Origin of the sequence: Bacillus sp. PS196 (genome assembly GCF_037963555.1) — a bacterium.
Classification (GTDB): Bacteria; Bacillota; Bacilli; order Bacillales; family Bacillaceae; genus Bacillus; species Bacillus subtilis.
Window position 1 is genome coordinate 2,207,282 of record NZ_CP150159.1, and the last position, 17,905, is coordinate 2,225,186.

Annotated in this window: 22 protein-coding genes and 1 pseudogene; 3 read left to right on the forward strand and 20 right to left on the reverse strand. The window is 43.0% G+C overall.

Going from position 1 to position 17,905, the window contains the following annotated elements:
- Positions 1-9: 9 nt before the first annotated feature.
- The gene (gene msrB, locus NST79_RS11265; RefSeq protein ID WP_014480061.1) at positions 10-444 is read right to left on the reverse strand and encodes a peptide-methionine (R)-S-oxide reductase MsrB; all 435 of its coding nucleotides are present in this window, start codon (positions 442-444) and stop codon (positions 10-12) included.
- Positions 445-978 carry a peptide-methionine (S)-S-oxide reductase MsrA gene (gene msrA, locus NST79_RS11270; protein ID WP_003230812.1) on the reverse strand — a complete coding sequence of 178 codons (534 nt, stop codon included), beginning with the start codon at positions 976-978 and terminating at the stop codon, positions 445-447.
- A gap of 131 nt (positions 979-1,109) precedes the next feature.
- Here msrA and NST79_RS11275 point away from each other — a divergent pair, with 131 nt between their 5' ends.
- Positions 1,110-1,535 carry a MarR family transcriptional regulator gene (locus NST79_RS11275; protein ID WP_004398634.1) on the forward strand — a complete coding sequence of 142 codons (426 nt, stop codon included), beginning with the start codon at positions 1,110-1,112 and terminating at the stop codon, positions 1,533-1,535.
- A 49-nt stretch (positions 1,536-1,584) separates the two neighbouring features.
- Here the strand turns inward: NST79_RS11275 and NST79_RS11280 are convergent.
- From NST79_RS11280 to ilvA, 7 genes and pseudogenes are all read right to left on the reverse strand, one after another.
- A pseudogene (locus tag NST79_RS11280) lies at positions 1,585-2,833 on the reverse strand (MATE family efflux transporter).
- A 70-nt stretch (positions 2,834-2,903) separates the two neighbouring features.
- Entirely contained in the window at positions 2,904-3,098 is a 195-nt protein-coding gene (ypmT, locus tag NST79_RS11285) for a protein YpmT (protein ID WP_003230808.1), read from the reverse strand.
- Positions 3,099-3,110: 12 nt separating this feature from the next.
- Positions 3,111-3,674 (reverse strand): YpmS family protein, encoded by a 564-nt coding sequence (locus tag NST79_RS11290; protein WP_015251867.1) that lies wholly within the window; start codon positions 3,672-3,674, stop codon positions 3,111-3,113.
- Between the two features lie 9 nt (positions 3,675-3,683).
- A complete protein-coding gene (locus tag NST79_RS11295; RefSeq protein WP_003245956.1) occupies positions 3,684-4,451 on the reverse strand; it encodes an SGNH/GDSL hydrolase family protein in 768 nt (255 codons plus the stop codon).
- A 77-nt stretch (positions 4,452-4,528) separates the two neighbouring features.
- Positions 4,529-5,110: an SCO family protein gene (scuA, locus tag NST79_RS11300; protein WP_212060668.1), complete on the reverse strand. Its 582-nt coding sequence runs from the start codon at positions 5,108-5,110 to the stop codon at positions 4,529-4,531.
- A gap of 147 nt (positions 5,111-5,257) precedes the next feature.
- Positions 5,258-5,509 carry a DUF2535 family protein gene (locus NST79_RS11305; protein ID WP_004399020.1) on the reverse strand — a complete coding sequence of 84 codons (252 nt, stop codon included), beginning with the start codon at positions 5,507-5,509 and terminating at the stop codon, positions 5,258-5,260.
- An 85-nt stretch (positions 5,510-5,594) separates the two neighbouring features.
- Positions 5,595-6,863, reverse strand: coding sequence for a threonine ammonia-lyase IlvA (ilvA, locus tag NST79_RS11310; RefSeq protein WP_003230803.1), 1,269 nt, complete (start codon positions 6,861-6,863; stop codon positions 5,595-5,597).
- 248 nt (positions 6,864-7,111) lie between these two features.
- Here ilvA and NST79_RS11315 point away from each other — a divergent pair, with 248 nt between their 5' ends.
- The gene (locus tag NST79_RS11315; protein WP_004399025.1) at positions 7,112-8,107 is read left to right on the forward strand and encodes a sigma-54-dependent transcriptional regulator; all 996 of its coding nucleotides are present in this window, start codon (positions 7,112-7,114) and stop codon (positions 8,105-8,107) included.
- Positions 8,108-8,127: 20 nt separating this feature from the next.
- Entirely contained in the window at positions 8,128-8,769 is a 642-nt protein-coding gene (locus NST79_RS11320) for a hemolysin III family protein (RefSeq protein WP_004398522.1), read from the forward strand.
- Between the two features lie 38 nt (positions 8,770-8,807).
- Here NST79_RS11320 and NST79_RS11325 read toward each other — a convergent pair whose 3' ends face one another.
- From NST79_RS11325 to NST79_RS11375, 11 genes are all read right to left on the reverse strand, one after another.
- Complete coding sequence (locus NST79_RS11325; protein ID WP_004398497.1) at positions 8,808-9,428, reverse strand: hypothetical protein; 621 nt, start codon at positions 9,426-9,428, stop codon at positions 8,808-8,810.
- A complete protein-coding gene (gene dfrA / locus NST79_RS11330) occupies positions 9,429-9,935 on the reverse strand; it encodes a dihydrofolate reductase DfrA (protein WP_088326321.1) in 507 nt (168 codons plus the stop codon).
- The gene (locus NST79_RS11335) at positions 9,932-10,726 is read right to left on the reverse strand and encodes a thymidylate synthase (RefSeq protein ID WP_024572096.1); all 795 of its coding nucleotides are present in this window, start codon (positions 10,724-10,726) and stop codon (positions 9,932-9,934) included. The genes dfrA and NST79_RS11335 overlap by 4 nt, the downstream gene beginning before the upstream one ends.
- An 83-nt stretch (positions 10,727-10,809) precedes the next feature.
- Complete coding sequence (locus NST79_RS11340; RefSeq protein WP_087961595.1) at positions 10,810-11,343, reverse strand: phosphatidylglycerophosphatase A; 534 nt, start codon at positions 11,341-11,343, stop codon at positions 10,810-10,812.
- A gap of 17 nt (positions 11,344-11,360) precedes the next feature.
- A complete protein-coding gene (locus NST79_RS11345; protein WP_009967559.1) occupies positions 11,361-11,972 on the reverse strand; it encodes a YpjP family protein in 612 nt (203 codons plus the stop codon).
- Positions 11,973-12,231: 259 nt separating this feature from the next.
- A complete protein-coding gene (locus tag NST79_RS11350; protein WP_003230795.1) occupies positions 12,232-13,005 on the reverse strand; it encodes a class I SAM-dependent methyltransferase in 774 nt (257 codons plus the stop codon).
- Positions 13,006-13,046: 41 nt separating this feature from the next.
- Positions 13,047-13,481, reverse strand: a complete 435-nt coding sequence (gene brxA, locus NST79_RS11355) for a bacilliredoxin BrxA (protein ID WP_003230794.1) — start codon at positions 13,479-13,481, stop codon at positions 13,047-13,049.
- A gap of 106 nt (positions 13,482-13,587) precedes the next feature.
- Positions 13,588-15,264 (reverse strand): dihydroxy-acid dehydratase, encoded by a 1,677-nt coding sequence (gene ilvD / locus NST79_RS11360; RefSeq protein ID WP_009967560.1) that lies wholly within the window; start codon positions 15,262-15,264, stop codon positions 13,588-13,590.
- A gap of 288 nt (positions 15,265-15,552) precedes the next feature.
- Entirely contained in the window at positions 15,553-16,686 is a 1,134-nt protein-coding gene (locus NST79_RS11365) for a conserved virulence factor C family protein (protein ID WP_042976329.1), read from the reverse strand.
- Positions 16,687-16,745: 59 nt separating this feature from the next.
- Positions 16,746-17,363, reverse strand: coding sequence for an Mn(2+)-dependent (deoxy)ribonucleoside pyrophosphohydrolase (hdhQ, locus tag NST79_RS11370; protein WP_072173277.1), 618 nt, complete (start codon positions 17,361-17,363; stop codon positions 16,746-16,748).
- 15 nt (positions 17,364-17,378) lie between these two features.
- On the reverse strand, positions 17,379-17,861 hold the full coding sequence (locus NST79_RS11375; RefSeq protein WP_212060670.1) for a glutathione peroxidase: 483 nt from the start codon (positions 17,859-17,861) through the stop codon (positions 17,379-17,381).
- Between the last annotated feature and the right edge of the window lie 44 nt (positions 17,862-17,905).

Sequence of the window (17,905 nt, forward strand, 5' to 3'; positions counted from 1 at the left end):
TTTAACAGTTTATTTATTAAAGAGATGCAGATAGCTTTCGTATCCTTCTTCTTTTAGCTTATGCTTCGGAACAAACCGCAGCGCTGCTGAATTTATGCAGTAACGAAGTCCGTTTGGACCAGGTCCGTCATTAAATACGTGGCCAAGATGAGAATCAGCAGTTCGGCTTCTTACTTCTGTGCGAATCATGCCGTGGCTCGTGTCCAGTTTTTCTTCCACTTCTTCTTCTTCAATCGGCTTTGTAAAGCTTGGCCAGCCGCAGTGGGAATCAAATTTATCTTTGGATGTAAACAATGGCTTGCCTGACACAATGTCTACATACAACCCTTCTTCCTTATGATCCCAATATTCATTTTGAAACGGCGGCTCCGTGCCGTTATTTTGCGTTACTTCATATTGCATGCGATTTAATGACTTTATTTTTTCTTCTTTATTGTACGCCATTTATTTAGCCCCCCAATGCTCGCTGATAAATCCCGCTCGTCCGGAACCTGTCCGGTAGCGCTGATAATGTGCTGGATTCTTTTTATAAAAATGCTGATGGTAGCCTTCCGCTTCATAGAAAGGTTCAGCTTTTAAAATGTCCGTTACAATCGGATCTTTAAAGATGCCGCTTTCCGCCAGACGTTGCTTGGAAGCTTCCGCAAGCTCCTTTTGTTTATCATTATGATAAAAAATGGCTGCGCGATAGGAACTGCCGCGATCAGCAAATTGCCCTCCGGCATCTGTCGGATCGATTTGCTGCCAAAATAATTCAAGCAGTTTTTCATAAGGGAATACATCAGGATGAAACGTGATTTGAACGGCTTCACGATGTCCCGTCGTTTCACTGCACACCTCTTCATACGTAGGGTTTTCAGTATGGCCGCCTGTATACCCGGACACCACTTTTTCAATTCCCGGCTGTTCGTCAAAAGGTTTAACCATACACCAAAAACAGCCTCCTGCAAATGTGGCGATTTCTTTTTTTTCAGACATACTGGTGCCTCCTTTGTTAATACGTGGTATTATTATATTATAGCATGTAAAAATAGAATGAAAATGATTCTGCTTTTCAATAAAATCTATAGGTTTTAAGCAATATGCTTATGTAATGGAGGTTCACAAATTTGAAAGTAAGAACACAGATGATGTACGATATGGAAACTTTACTCCGTAAAGTCTTTAAACAAATACGCAATGAAATCAATGAAATTTTAGATAAAGAGCTGTCGCGGAATGAATTCACCATTCTTCGAATCCTTAGTGAACAAGGGCCTAAAAAAGTCACTGAATTTGCGCCTATTTTAGAGGTATCGGCAAGCCACATTACGGCTGTGACCGATGCGCTGGTAGAAAAGGAATGGATTACGAGAATCAGATCGAAGGAAGACAGACGCATCATCCGCATTCATATCACTGAAGCAGGCGAAAAAGTCCTTCAGCACTTTAACGAGAAAAAAACGGAATATTTCTTTAAACGCTTTGACTGCTACACTGATGCTGAACTTGCCACGTTAATCGAGCTCTTCAGCAAACTTGATAAAAAACGGTGAAAAAAAGCACATACCGATATATAGGTATGTGCTTTTCGCAGTGCTTCACTTATTTTTCAGTAAACAGCTTCATTGCTTTCCAGCGGCCATATCTATAATACAAAAATGCCGCGCAGCTGCTAAATAAAAAACTCATTCCGATTCCAAGCCCGATTCCTTTTTGTCCAAGCCAAGCTGAAAATAGAGCTGTGAAAGGATATCTCAACACCCAAAACGAGATTAAATTTAATACCAGAATATTGTTCACCAAATGCGACCGCATCAGGCTCACTGATAAATAACCTTATGAGATATTTACCAAATACCCAAATCATAACCGCAATCACCAGCATGCAGGAAATAACAGCTATCACACCTAGCCTTGCAATTGTTCCCACTCTTTTTTCGTTTCCGATTCCAATATTTTGCCCTGCCATACTATTGACGGCCGTACCGGCAGCCATTGCTGGAAGCGTGATGATGCTATCAAGCCGCTGCACCGCGCCAAATCCTGATACCACGTGATCCCCGTATGAGTTAACAACACTCATAATCGCCATCATACCGCCTGTAATCACCGTCATCTGCAGACCTGCCGGAATCCCGAGTTTCAAAATCAGCGCGGACTCTTCCCACTTGGGCATTCTCGGAATCGAGAATGGCACAAGCTTGTGTTTGATGACATAAAACAACCCATACAGAAACGCAATGCCCTGTGACAAAATCGTTGAATAAGCCGCTCCCGCTATTCCCATGCGGAACACAGAAATAAAGAGCGGCGCAAGCACTGTATTCAGTACAACAGCAAACGCAATAAACCGGAGAGGTGTCTTGCTGTCGCCCAGCGCACGAAGCACAGTACTGATAAAGTTATAACCAAACAAAAATAAAATGCCGATAAATTGAATCTGTAAATACGTCTCAGCAAGCGGAATCATTGACTCCGGCGTTTTTAGAAGACGCAGCAAAAGCTCTGAGAGAAAAAAACCGGCAACGCCGAATCCGATGCTTAGGCCTGTTAATAAAACAACAAAAGCGTTAATATACGACGCCATTCCTTTTACATCATCTTTTCCTTTTTGCTGAGATAAAATTGTTAACGTCGCATTGTTAAGGCCCAAAATAAAAGACAGCACGGTCAAAACAATCGTGCTTGATACCGCGGCTGCTCCAAGGGCCTTTGCCCCCAGTAAATTGCCGATCCACAAGCTGTCTATAAATTGAAAGGAAACCTGCAATGCGTTTCCGAGCATAATAGGCATTGAAAACAGTACAAGCTGTTTCAGCACGTTCCCCTGTGTAAAATCGTATGCTTTCATCTTTTCTCCTTGTGTTCTCAAATTTTCTTCGGACCGCACGAAAAAAGAGACGTTGTTTCATGTCTCTTTTTCATGACTTATCGGTTTTTTTTCGGTCTCTCATACCGAATGTAAACACCATCACACTTAGGAACAAGGCACAATAGGAAACATTCAAATACATTTGATCCATGTCTTCAGCGGCCAGATGATGATAAGCAAGCCAGCCGAAGTACAGGGAAAACGTAAAGGATAATAAACTGAAATACTGGTAAATCCGTTTCATTTTCAGTCACCTCTATTGTTTAGGATGGTAATAGGAAAACTCAATTTCATCTTTTTCTAAATTTATCTTATCCGCTTTGACATACATTCCATTCGTTAAAGGCATTTCTGACAAACGCACTTCAATGCTTTTATCTCCGGGGTGAACATGGACAAATGACGGCAATTCATAAAAGCTGTCCATATAATTTAACACAAAGCTAATTGGTATACTCAATTTCCCTAACGAAAATTTCGTGACATTCAGCTCTACATCACCGTTTTTTTTCACGGTCGGCTCAAAAGCGATAAACGCATCAATAGACGTGGAAAATGCCTTGATTTTCCCTGCGACATGAACATCATCATCAATCTCTACTTTATAATCAAGCTTGTTTGATGCTTTGTCGTTTAAATATGAGTTAACAAACGCAGCTAATGATTCTTTTGTGCTTGTCACTTGAAATCCATACTCGCTCTCAGATGAATCCTTCACCTGAGCCTGTTCCCCCGGGAGCAAAACAAGTGCCACAAACCCGGCGGCGAGGATAAAATTGATTGCAAGCAATATAAAAAACAGTCGCTTCCACTTATTCATGCTGTCACCCTACTCTTTCGGTAATCCTTCTTTTTTAATGGCTTGATAGACGCGCTTTGCGATAAGAGAATAACCCGTACCATTAGGATGAAAATCATCTTCCTCAGAAATTCGGCTGCTGTCACTTTTTTGATTGAACAAATCTTCGATATGGACGATTTTTGCATGTTTATCTTTTTTCAGCTCTTTTTCAGCAATATGGTTCCAATCCGTGACGACACCATTTATTTCATTTAGTTCTGATAATGTAAACGTAAACGGATTGTACATGCTGACATAAATCAGCTCAGCGTGATCATTCAGCTCGCGAATTTCAGAAATGATTTTTTCAAAGCGCTTTTCGTACGGTTTTTCCGCTTCCTGAAACGGTTCAACGGTTAATTGCAGAAAGTTTTGGCGAAGGATTTTCATCAAATCATTACCGCCAATTGTAAAAAAGACATAATCTGCGTCCTTTATGCCTTTTTGAACCTTTTTATCTTTTAGTTTTTCTAATAAATCATCCGAACGGTTCCCTTTTACAGCATAATTTTTCACGTCGACCGTTTTGACTTGTTTATCTGACCGGATAGAATCCGCCACCTTGCCGACATATCCCTTTCCGTCGGGATCTCCGACTCCTTCTGTCAGCGAATCTCCGACAGCCGCTATGACAATGTGTTCTTTTGTTTTCGTTTCATGGGCTTTTTGTTTTCCCTCAGATGATGTACGTATGCTCGTACACGCAGTAAGAAGCAAAATCAAACTGGCCATGATTGAAAAAATGCGCAGCTTCAATCTTGTTGCTCCTTCCCATTCTACTAGTGGAAAGTGTATCATGTTTTAGAAGATTTGCAAATGCCTAGTCTCTTAGCTTACTTGAGTGTACTGGCTGACTTCACATCGGAAATGATATCATCGTACGGTGTATTCTCCACTCCATTGTAATCTTTCAGCACCTTACCGTCCGGACCTACCAAATAAAAAGAAGATTGATGAATCACTTGGTCATCTCCCTCCGGCTTCTTTACGATCGCTTTAAAGCTCTTAAGTGCGAACTCCTCAATCTCACTCTGGCTGTATCCCGTGAGAAAATCCCAGTTATCAAAAGATAATGGATAATTTGCGGCAAATTTCTTCAGCTGTTTCGGCTTATCGTTTTCTGGATCAACACTAAATGATATGATGCGGACATCTATATTTTCGGCTTTCAGTTTTTTTTGCAGATCGGTCATATGAGCGGTCATTGGCGGACATATAGTTTCACAATTGGTAAAAATAAAATCCGCCAGCCATACTTCTCCTTTTAAACTCTCTAAAGAAACGTTCTTGCCGTCTTGGTTTTGAAATGTAAAAGGCTCCACCTCGTAATTGAGCGGATCTTTAATCTGCTGTCCTCCGCATGCACACAAAAACAGAAAAAACAGCCCAGCCGTTAACCCCTTGATAACCTTCATGACATCCATCCTTTCCAGCCAGCATAAAAACGCTTTCTAAAACCGTCCTTACTGTCCCATGTTTGTATTCGATACTGAGCAAAAAAAATCCTGCATGCCTCCCCATTAACGATTACAAAGGAGGGCATGCAGGTAAAAAACGGCATGTTACGCGTTGTGCTTTAACACCTCTTGATGAAATACAGCCTGATAATCTGCCCACTTCATCCGCCGCTTCATATAATGTCGGAAAGAATACACTTTTGCCCTGCTGTTTGATGAAAACACTTCTTTTAAGTAGAATTGCAAATGGTGATGTAACATAAAGAAATAGTGCTCATCTTCCTTTAATACAGGTATTTCTGTCACTTTCACCTGAATCCCGTCACCGCGTTTGAACTCTAGGCTTTTGAGTAACAAGCTATCAATCCTCTTTTTTGTTTTTCTTCTATTATATATGATGCCAGCCGGGCTGTCTGTCATTTTGCGCGGTTGTGTAAAAAAATTAGATTAGCAAATGGAACAAGTCCTCATCCTTGTTCACCTCTACATAATGAAACGGTTTTTTGTTCATCCGTTCAATCAGCGGCCCATAATCGGCTTTGTTCTGCAGCTCGATGCCGACAAGAGCAGGTCCATTGCTTTTATTATTTTTCTTCGTATATTCAAACCTTGTAATGTCATCATTCGGCCCGAGGACTTCGTCAAGAAATTCGCGGAGCGCCCCCGCTCTTTGTGGAAAATTGACGATAAAATAATGCTGAAGGCCTTCAAAAATCAAGGAACGCTCCTTCATTTCCTGCATTCTTCCGATATCGTTATTGCCCCCGCTTACCACACACACCACGTTTTTCCCTTTAATTTGATCCTTGTACAAATCAAGCGCTGCGACAGAAAGAGCTCCAGCCGGTTCAGCAACAACCGCACATTCGTTATATAATTCAAGAATGGATGTACATACTTTTCCTTCAGGCACAAGGAGAATGTCATCAACGACAGTTTCCAGCGTCCGGAAGGTTTCCTCGCCAATTTTTTTAACAGCCGCCCCATCTACAAACTTATCAATTTTATCAAGTGTGACGACATGCCCAGCTTTGTTTGATTCAAAGTAGGATGCCGCTCCCGCCGGCTCAACAGCAATTACCTTTGTATCAGGAGACACGTTTTTCAAATATGTACCTACCCCAGAGAGAAGGCCGCCGCCTCCGACACTTGCAAAAAGAAAATGCGGTTCTGTATCAATGTCGTTTAAAATCTCGACTGCGAGCGTTCCCTGTCCGGCCATCACATCCGGATCATCGAACGGATGGATAAACGTCCGAGATTCCGCCTCACAGCATTCAGCAGCGCTTTTATACGCGTCGTCAAACGTATCGCCTGTCAAAATAATATCGATAAATCCTTTTCCGAATAGTTCAACTTGAGATACTTTTTGTCTCGGTGTAGTAGACGGCATAAAAATTTTTCCGTGAATGCCAAGATGTTTACACGAAAATGCCACACCTTGAGCGTGGTTTCCGGCACTTGCACACACAACTCCGTTCTCTGTCTGCTCGCTGGAAAGCTGTTTCATTTTATGATAAGCCCCTCTGAGCTTAAAAGATCTGACAACTTGCAAGTCTTCGCGTTTTAAATAGATATTGCATTCATATCTCTCAGAAAGTCTGTCATTCCTCTGCAAAGGTGTGTGAATGACAACGTCCTTTACGTTTTGGTGAGCCTTCAAAATGTCTTTCACTTGGATGAGAGAGTTTTCTTTAAGCAACGGTTTCATGTACAGATTCCTTTCTTGTTTTAAATCCCTATTTAATATGCCATTATAACATGAATATTCAAAAAATAAGACAATTATTTTTATTTAATAATTAAAAAAATACAGACTATGTCCACCACATCTTGTGGTAACTTCTGTTCAACCATTATCCTGCAGAGCCAAGAAAAAAGATGATCGTAAAATAAAGGGTGTTTTCAACCAAAAGGCATGATATAATGAAACCAATTAGAACCAAAAGGAGCCAATTGATGAATAGTGCACCAAAACTCAATACATTTCAACATCTAATCGGAGAACATCAAACTTTTCTGGAAGCGAAGCGAATCGCCAAGCAGTTCTCGTTATCGGAGCTTCCTGTCTTAATAACAGGAAAAATCGGAACAGGCAAAAATCACTTCGCACATGCCATACACTTGGAATCTTCGAGAAGCAATGAACCGTTTATAAGCGTCAATTGCAGCACCCATTCGGAAGAAACCCTTATTCATGAGCTTTTTGGCCCTAACGGAAACACAGGTGTTTTTCAAAAAGCGGTACGAGGAACCCTTTTTCTTGATGATGTATGGCGCATGCCTGCTTCTGTACAAGCTCAGCTGTTAAAAGCGCTTGATTCAGACACGGAGAAACCGCGAATGATCTGTGCTTCTGCAGACCGATCCGTGGAACATACATTCAGGCAAGACTTATTCTACAGACTGAACATTTTAACGCTCACACTGCCCGAATTATCGGAACGAAAAAGCGATATTCCGCTTTTGACACAGCATTTTCTCTCAAATTCTGGTCAGCAATTGTTAATCGATCCCTCCGTTTTTCCCGTGCTTGAGAAGCATGCATTTGAAGGCAATGTCAGGGAATTAAAAAACGCTGCAGATTATATGGCGGCAGTATCAAGCGGGGGAACGATTCAGCCATATGACCTGCCGCCGTATATTAGAGGCACGATAGACGGAAAAACGTCGAAGAAAAAAGCGAAACTGCTTACTTTAATGGAAAAAGCTGAGTTTTTGTTTATTTTGGAAACAATAAAAGTATTGAACGAAAAAGGAGAACCTGCCAGCAGACGGATCATTTCTGAACACAGCAAAAATACCCAAACCTCGTTAACTCCTCAGCAGGTCAGAAGCCGTCTCGACTATTTGGAGAAAAAAGATTATGTCACCAAAAGCCGCGGACGCGCAGGCACAAAAATTACCTTTGAGGGCTTGAGCTTTATAGAGACGTTAAAAAATCAAATGATCTAGCGATCGAAAGGAGAATGTACTTGTTTACAATCAAAGAAGAGATCGCCAATGCGATTACACACGGCATCGGTGTCCTCTTATCCATCCCAGCATTAGTGTTTCTAATAATATTTGCGGCTAATTACGGGTCTGCATGGGACATTGTCAGCTTTACAATATTCGGTGTCTCTATGCTGCTGTTATATTTGAGCTCCACCCTGCTTCACAGCATCACACATAAAAAAACGAAGGACATTTTGGAGATTATTGATCATAGCGCAATTTACGTACTCATCGCCGGAACCTACACGCCTTTTTTGCTTGGGCCGTTGAAAGGCACACTCGGCTTTACCCTGTTGGTTATCGTATGGTCACTTGCCCTAGGCGGAATCGTTTTTAAAATTTTCTTTGTGAAACGGTTTATCCTATTGTCAACCTTCGTGTATTTAGTCATGGGGTGGCTGATGATTATTGCAGTTAAACCTTTATATGCTTCACTGAGCGGAGCGGGATTCAGCCTCCTTTTTCTCGGCGGCATTTTATACTCTGTCGGAACCATCTTTTACATTTGGAAAAAGATCCCCTTCCATCACGCCATTTGGCACAGCTTTGTATTGGGCGGGAGCGCTGCCATGTTTTTCTGCGTGCTCTTCTATTGTGTAAAGGTGCCTTTCCTTTCGTAACAGTAACAGAAAAGCGCAGTCTTCACGACTGCGCTTTTTTATGCACGTAATTGTTTTTCATTGGCAGGTATATAAGCTTTTGAAAAGGACAATTCAATGTCTGCCGGTTTTAAGCGTTTAAAAAACGAGCCATTTTGCATGTTATCTGTTCCTTTCGTTTCCACCATCACCAACGGAAGATGATAGCGGGCCGCAAGTTCTACAGGATCAATAGAACCATCTAGTGAAAGAATCAGGCTTTGTCCCTTTTCCAGCTGTTTTGTCACATCTTCATATACCTTTTCTGAATCCCCGTCTGAAATCACATCCATCCGATCCAGCCATTGCCCGATAAAAGGCAAGCGGAACACTTTTGGGTTAGCGATAAAGCCGGCCGGTTCCTCAATATATCCAGCAATTAAGGCCAGTTCAGCCAAACGCAAACGGGGATGCACATACAAAACAGGACCGTGTGGTATTGGCTCTGGCTGATGGATCGTCACAACTGAACCGGAGATGCCGATACAGCCTTCTAAAAACGCCTTTGGCTGTTCGTACACAAGAGCCATCTGTTTTTTGTATGACAGACGGGGATCGAGCATTGTTTGATTAAATAATTGTTTCATATTTTTTAACAGCATATACACAATATAAACCACTAGAAGGCTGTAGCGAACCAATTAAAATCCTCCCGCTTTAGAAGAATTCTTTTTTTCATACATTAGAAATTCGTAATCATACGGGTTTTTTTCGTCTTTGGTCCCCTGCTCAGAAGAAACCAGCTTCCAATTGGATTCATCAAATTCAGGAAAGTGACGGTCACCCTCAAACTCGTGATGAATTTTCGTCATATACAGTCTGTCCGCATAAGGGAACAGGTCCGTATAGAGCTGAGCCCCTCCGATCACAAAGCATTCTTCAGGGCCTGAACAAATGTCCAGTACATCCTTTAATGAACTGACAACCGTGCATCCCGGAAATTCTGAATCCGGCGCTGAGGTAACGACAATATTTTTCCGATTTGGAAGCGGACGTCCGATCGATTCAAATGTTTTCCGGCCCATAATGATTGAATGGCCCGATGTTATTTTCTTAAAGTATGCAAGATCATTGGGCAAATGCCACGGCAAATCATTGTCTTTGCCGATAAGCCTGTTGGCATCCATCGCAAAAATGAATGAAATCATACGCTGACCGCCCCTTTTATATGAGGATGCGGATCATAATCCTCGATGATAAAGTCCTCAAATGCAAAGTTAAAAATAGAATCAACCTTTCTGGCGAAACGAAGCTGCGGAAGCGGTCTAACATCTCTTTCCAGCTGCAAATTGACTTGTTCAATATGATTTTGATAAATATGAACATCACCAAACGTATGGATGAACTCGCCCGGTTCAAGCCCAGTCACATGAGCAATCATCATGGTTAGGAGGGCATAAGATGCAATATTAAACGGCACACCTAAGAAAACATCGGCAGAGCGCTGATACAGCTGACAGGACAGCTTGCCGTCAGACACATAGAATTGGAACAGGCAATGGCACGGCGGCAACGCCATTTTATCAATTTCACCAACATTCCAGGCGCTGACGATTAAGCGTCTGGAGTTCGGATTTGTTTTAATATCTTCAATAAGACGGGAAATTTGATCAATGGTTTCTCCATCAGCTCCCCGCCAAGAACGCCATTGGGAGCCATATACAGGTCCAAGTTCACCGTTTTCATCAGCCCACTCATTCCAGATTCGCACTCCGTTTTCCTGCAGATAGCGTACATTCGTATCTCCTTTTAAGAACCACAGCAGTTCATGCGCAATTGATTTAAAGTGGAGTTTTTTAGTGGTGAGCATCGGAAAGCCTTCCCGTAAATTAAATCTCATTTGATATCCGAAAGTGCTGATTGTTCCGGTCCCTGTCCGGTCTCCCTTTTTCTCACCATGCTCTAAAACATGTCTGCATAAATCCTTATACTGTTTCATTTTTTTCATCCTTTAAAAGTAGTCTTCTAGTAGTGTAACACAATAAAAAATCATTTCTGAACCCAGAAATGATTTTTTTATAGTCAGCTGACGACAGGCTTTTCATCCTGTTCTTTTTCTTCATCTTGCAGATCCTGATGCGTATGGGCAATTCTGCTCGCCGCTGCTGCAGCAAGAGCTGCCACAATATCATCCAAAAAGGTGTGAATACCGTCTGGACTTTCATCAAGTTCCTTAATAATTCCAATCTTCTCTTTATCCAAATAACCGAAATTGGTCAAACCGATCGACCCGTACACATTAACGATTGAAAGCGGGATAATTTCATCTATGCCGTAAAGCGGTTCATCCGTTTCAACAAGGTGCTGCAGCGGTTCGGGGAGAAGCTTCTGTTCCGCAAGCTGATCGAGTGCAAGGCCTGTCAAAACAGCATGAATAATTTCACGTTTGTTCAGGACTCTTTCTACATTCTCCATGCAAACACTGAGCGGCAGATTTGGATTGTATTTTTCCTGAAGTTTTTGAACAATCCGTGCAATATCTTCTATCATAACGCCCCGTTTGTTCAGCATATCCTTTGTTATATCGACCATTTCATTCATTGTGTACTTTTTCATGTCTAATGGCATCTCCTTTAGGCACTCATCCAGTTGGGAGGCGTGTTGCGGTCCCAGTAAATGCTCCCAAGCTCATGATGTGATTGAAATCCATCTTCTGCTGTATGATAATGAAAATTAAACCAGTAGCCGTCATGAGGCGGGTGGTCTCTTCGCACATGGAATCTGAGAAGATCTTCTCCAGTTGTCCGATTGTAAACGTTGAAAATTTTTTCCGTTTTGCCCGCTGAAGGCATGCTTGAGATCACAACATCTTGGTACGCCTCATCATCTTGCAATGTCGCTAAATAATCACTAATCACATTTTCGATTTTTGGCAGGATCTCTTTCCGATAGTCATCCTCAATGACAGGAGCGATTCTGCTGCCGAATTTTAAAAAGGACTGATCCTCAGCGCTGTCAAGGAGCTGTTCCTTGTACGATTGAAAAAGCAGTTCAGGATCTCGCCTGTCATCCGACTCATCATCGTACAGGTCATGCTCATCATAAAAAGCGGTGTAATCATTCTGCTCAAGACTGCTCGGCTGTCCGGAAGGCTTGTCCGCCATAAGGGCAGCCGGAGGAGATACGAGCCCGAACGTTACAATGGTAAATAAAACCACAAGGGTCTTTCTCATCCACAATTTCATGACTGCTTATTCCTCTCTATTTTATTGTCATGTTTCTCTTATTTTAGCACATCCAAAACATGCAAGTCATGTACTATATGAAACTGATATGCAAATTAGGAGATTCGTTGCTATGCACTTTGTGTAAAAACGCTTACAATATTTCATGAAAGGAGGCTTTCCGCATGATTGACGCTCTGTTTGCCACAGTTTCACTCTTAACATTATTATACTTTGTCGTCATGGAGGTCACCGATTAACAGAAAGCCCGTGATATGAATCACGGGCTTGTTTGAATGACGCCATAATGGAACAGTGCTGTTTTTCTTTTCATGACGTTAAAACCAAACTGTTCAAACCGCGGGCTTTTCCAGTGGTCTTTTAGCACAACGCTTTTTCTGGCGACTCGTACCGCTTCATTGATACATCCTTCGTGCAAAACGGAATCCTCTGCCAAATCACGTAAAGGCGCGATGCCGTCAGAGGTTTCTACAGGTTCATGAAACATTGGATCGAAATAAACCACATCAACAGAGTTGTCAGGGAGCTGCTTGATGTGTTCAAAGCAATCACCATTCTTCACCTGGATTCTTCTCATCGCAGCTTGAAGCTCTTCTATACCCGTTTCCCATGAATGCAGCCCCGTCCTCACTAAAACAGACACAAGATGGTTTTTTTCAATCCCAACAACAGAACCCGTTTCGCCTACTGCCATACTTGCGATAATGGCATCTGACCCCAACCCGAGTGTGCAATCTAAAAACGTATCCCCTTCAGATAAGCCGGCAGCCCGAAGCATAGGTTCTTTCTCCCCCTGTAAGAAGCGTTTGGCTCTGAACATCGCTGTATTCGGATGAAAAAAGAATTTGGCACCTTGTTTCGTATACAGCTCAAACCGCTCTTTGCCGACCACAAGCAAATCACGTTCAGCTGATTTCAGCAGGTGCTCAACCGTTTGTTTATTCCGGCCGCAGTATGGCATATTTAGCTCTTTAGAAAGCTGCTTTGCAGTTTTTATGGTGTGTTCAGACGGTCTATAGCTTGTTGTTATCATCTTCTGTACTCCCAAAAAGAAAATGCCCGGAGAACGGGCATTTAGCAGTGCGCATCGAAGGCAGCAGTCAGATTTTTCATGATTTCTTCCATATCGTGTCCTTCAATTTCATGACGCGGAATAAAATGTACAACTTCTTTGCCTTTCAAAAGAGCCATTGATGGTGAAGAAGGCTCCTGGCCAGTAAAATACTCACGCATTTTCGCAGTAGCTTCTTTATCTTGGCCCGCAAATACAGTCACCGTATTGTCAGGTGTTTTGTCATTCTGGAGGACTGCCTGTGTAGCCGCAGGACGCGCAAGGCCTGCCGCGCAGCCGCATACAGAGTTAACGACTACAAGAGTTGTGCCCTCTGCCTTTTCCATAAAGTTTTCTACTTCTTCCGCTGTTGTTAACTCTTCAAAACCTGCTCCAGTCAGCTCGCGGCGCATCGGTACGACAAGCTGGCGCATGTATTCTTCATAAGCCATTGACATAAAAAAAGCCCCCTCTAGTATCCTTCATCTGAAGTAAAGGATACTATAGAGAGGGCCGGATTTCAAATGTTCACGCCTTAAAATAAAAGAAAGTGTCCCCAGCTATCTAGATTTTCATAATACCGCCGGTGTTGGCACTTGTCACAAGTTTAGAATAACGTGCCAGGTAGCCGGTTTTCACTTTCGGTTCAAAACCTTTCCAGTTCGCTTTTCGTTTTTCCCACTCTTCTTCTGGCACTTGTACATCCAAGATGCGTTTTTCAATATCAACGATAATATGGTCTCCGTTTTCAACAAAGGCAAGCGGCCCGCCCTCAGCGGCCTCAGGTGATACGTGGCCGATTGAGAGGCCACGGGAGGCTCCGGAAAAACGTCCGTCCGTAATCAATGCCACTTTTGGCCCGAGTCCCATTCCAACGATTTGGGATGTTGGCGCCAGCATTTCCGGCATGCCAGGTCCGCCTTTTGGCCCTTCGTATCTGATGATGACAACGTCGCCTTCTTTTACTTTTCGGTTGATAATGCCGTCAAGCGCCTCGTCCTGAGAATCGAATACGACAGCCGGCCCTTCGTGTCTTGTAATCCCATTCTGTACGCCGCCTGTTTTAATGATAGCGCCGTCCGGAGCTAGATTACCGAATAAAACAGCAAGGCCTCCCTTTTCAGTGAATGGTTGATCCAGCGGGTGAATGACGTCATAATCCTTTACTTCATGTCCGGCAATGGTTTCTCCAAGAGTTTTTCCTGTAACAGTCAGCGCATCTAAATGAAGCGCTCCTTCTTTCTTCGAAAGCTCATTCAGAGCCGCTGAAACGCCGCCCGCTTCGTGAAGATCTTCAATAAACACATCCGATGCAGGCGCCAGCTTAGCCAAGTGCGGCACGCGCTCAGCGACTTCGTTAATGCGTTCTAAAGAGTATTCAACGCCGGCTTCGTTTGCAAGGGCAAGGGTATGAAGAACGGTATTTGTAGAACCTCCGAGCGCCATATCGAGTGCAAACGCGTTATCAATCGCTTTTACTGTAACAATATCACGCGGTTTGATATCTTTGCGAATCGTTTCCATTAATTGCGCAGCCGATTTTCTCACAAACTCTTTGCGTTCCGGAGATGTTGCCAGAATGGTTCCATTACCCGGCAAAGCAAGACCAAGTGCTTCTGACAGACAGTTCATTGAGTTCGCCGTAAACATGCCTGAGCAAGACCCGCACGTTGGGCATCCGAACTGCTCTAGTTCTTGAAGCTCGTTTTCGTTGATTTTCCCTGCTTGGTAGGCGCCTACCCCTTCGAATACTGAGGAAAGGGAGATTTTTCGCCCGTCACTTGTTCTTCCTGCCGCCATCGGTCCGCCGCTGACAAAAATCGTCGGAATGTTGATGCGCATTGCCGCCATAAGCATTCCCGGTGTGATTTTGTCGCAGTTCGGAATACAGACCATTCCGTCAAACCAGTGTGCGGATACAACCGTTTCCACAGAGTCTGCGATAATTTCACGGCTTGGCAGCGAATATCTCATACCGATATGCCCCATTGCGATGCCATCATCTACCCCAATGGTATTAAATTCAAACGGAACGCCCCCTGCTTCTCTGATTGCTTCTTTTACGATTTTCCCAAACTCCTGCAAGTGAACATGACCGGGAACGATATCAATGTATGAATTACACACCGCAATAAACGGCTTGCCGAAATCCTCTTCTTTTACCCCTGCTGCACGAAGCAAACTGCGGTGCGGAGCTCTATCGATTCCTTGTGTGATCATATTACTGCGTAATTCTGCCATGGTGATCCTCCTAAATTCTTTCAATTGTTTGATTGGATTTTATTTTGACAATTTTCAGTTTATTTGTGGGCTGTTTTTGCAAATAAGATAAATACAGGCCGCCCTCACCTTGTTTTGTTCTTTCGTGTTTTTATATTTATATAGCTTTCTTTCGATTTGAACCCTCCAACTATTAATATTGTTACTTACTATAAATAGTTTTCGGATATTTTTCAACAATATTCGAAATAATTTTTATAAAAAGTGAATTCACATAAAAAAGGTGCATGATCTGCACCTTTTTTATTTCTATTCGCCTTTTTTTCTGCTTTCCGTCATTTGTTTCCAAACAGAACCTTTTGCTTCTTCTCCATGCTCAATACGTTCAAGCGCCATTTTGACTTGAAGGCTGACCTCAAATTCGGGGTCATCTTCGGCAGCGCGCAAAGCTTCAATTGCACTTTCATCGCCGACTTCGTACAGGAACATGGCCGCACGCCAGCGAACAAGCTTGCTGGAGTCGCTTAACGACTTGATCATAGCAGGAATGGCTTGAGGATCGCCGATATCAGACAGGCAGTCTCCGGCCGTTCTTCTGACTGATACAGCTTTGTCCTCAAGTGCTTTATACAATAGAGGAAGAACATCAGGTGTTTCAATCATTCCTAAGTACACAACAGCCTGTCTTCTGATGGACACCTTTGGATCATCCAATGCCTTCTGTAAAACCGGGATATCCTCTTCTTTCGGATCCATCTGTTCCAAGTGTGCATAACGCTTTTTCCAGTCCTCATCATCCAGCATGTCAAGCGTTACTTTATACGCTTTGCGCTGTACAGCTTGTTTTGCTTCGCCCTTTCCTTGAGCGGCTGCTTCAGTCAGTCGTTTCAGCCGTTCATCACTGTATGCCGCCTGAAGCTCTTCTGTCACGTCATGGCCGATTTCATCAAAGTCACCGAATCTGACACCTTGTTCTTTCCAAGCCCGCTCAAACACAACATTGGAAGCTTCAGATCTAAGTTTTAAGATCGCCTGCTGAAAGCGTTCAGGTAAGCCGAAGCGTTCTTCCCGCTCTCCATCGGTTAATTTAACTTGCATAGGAATGCCGCTGAACATCTGCACAAAAACTTTTACCTCTCCAAAAGATTCTTGATCAGAACGATTTTCTTCTGCGCTTTCAGCACTTTCCATCCCAAATGCAGTGCGGACTTGCGGTAAAATGTCTTTCCAGTCGTATCTTGCATTCCGTTCAACAGCAAGAAAATCTGCGACGTGATAGACCCCTTTAACTCCATCTATTTTAAGGATTTCCGCTATAACAGGCGGTGCGCCTTCTGCTTGCTCAGGTTTATAGTTATTGCTTTTGCCCGCCGGAAGCTCTTCCGTTAAGATGACTTTCATTGTATTCGGGCTTGGTGTAGGTTCAATTGATTTTATCTTCATGATCGTCCTCCTATAGCATATCTGTGACTTATTCTATCATAGTCGCTCCAAGCCTTCTATTACGACGTTTCGGCATCAATCCCGGGTATGTCTTTTTCTAATTGGCGGACAAACTGAAGCATAAAATTGTGTCTTTCTTCTGCCAGTTCCCGTGCAGTGTCTGTATTCATCATATCTTTCAGCCGCAGCAGCTTATGAAAAAAATGAGCGTATGCGCTTTGCTCATCTCCATAAAGGCCATGCCCTTTTGCGCCCGCAAACATGAAAGCTCTCGCAATGCCGACAGCACCAATCGCATCAAGTCTGTCAGCATCCTGTACGGCTTTTCCCTCAATTGAGAGCGGCTCCTTCGCCAGCTTTTCCCTGTCTCGAAAGGACATCCTTGTTATAATATGAATCACCCTGTCAGCATTCTCTTTTCCTACTCCGAAAAAAACGAGCTGATCATATACTTCGCTCACAGAAAGCCTGACCGTGTCAGGCAGCTTCACATCAATTAAATCATGAACCAAAGCCGCTGTTTCAACAATGAACAAATCCGCTTTTTCCTTTTCTCCAATATACGCTGCAAGATCTGCTACTCTTGATACATGATGCCAGTCATGTCCAGAGCTTTCGTCAGTCAGGATAGATTGAACCCATGTCCTGATTTGCTCTGCCTGCTTCAATTCCTTCACAAAAACACCCTCTTTTTAGTGCTCTAATAGCTTCACGATATCGTTTTCCAGCTCTTTCGGATTTGTATTTGGTGAATAACGGCCAACGATTTCTCCATTTCTATCCACTATAAATTTCGTGAAATTCCACTTGATCGCCTTAGTTCCCAGCATCCCTTTCGCATGTTCTGTCAAATACACAAACAGCGGGTGGGCGTTTTTCCCGTTTACATCCACTTTTGAAAACATAGGAAATGTAACACCGTAATTTGTTTCACAAAATTCCTGTATGTCAGCCTCTTCACCAGGCTCTTGGTTCATGAATTGATTGCAGGGGAACCCTAAGATCTCCAGCCCCTCCTGCTGATATGTATCATATAATTCCTGCAGCTGCTTCAATTGGGAAGTAAAACCGCACTTACTTGCTGTATTCACGATCATCAGTACCTTTCCCGCGAAAGGCTGAAGTGTCATGTCTTTCCCTGTGATTGTACGTACCTTCATATGATAAATAGACATGTAAGTCCCTCCTATGTCCCTGGTGCTGATTATTTTACCTTTTT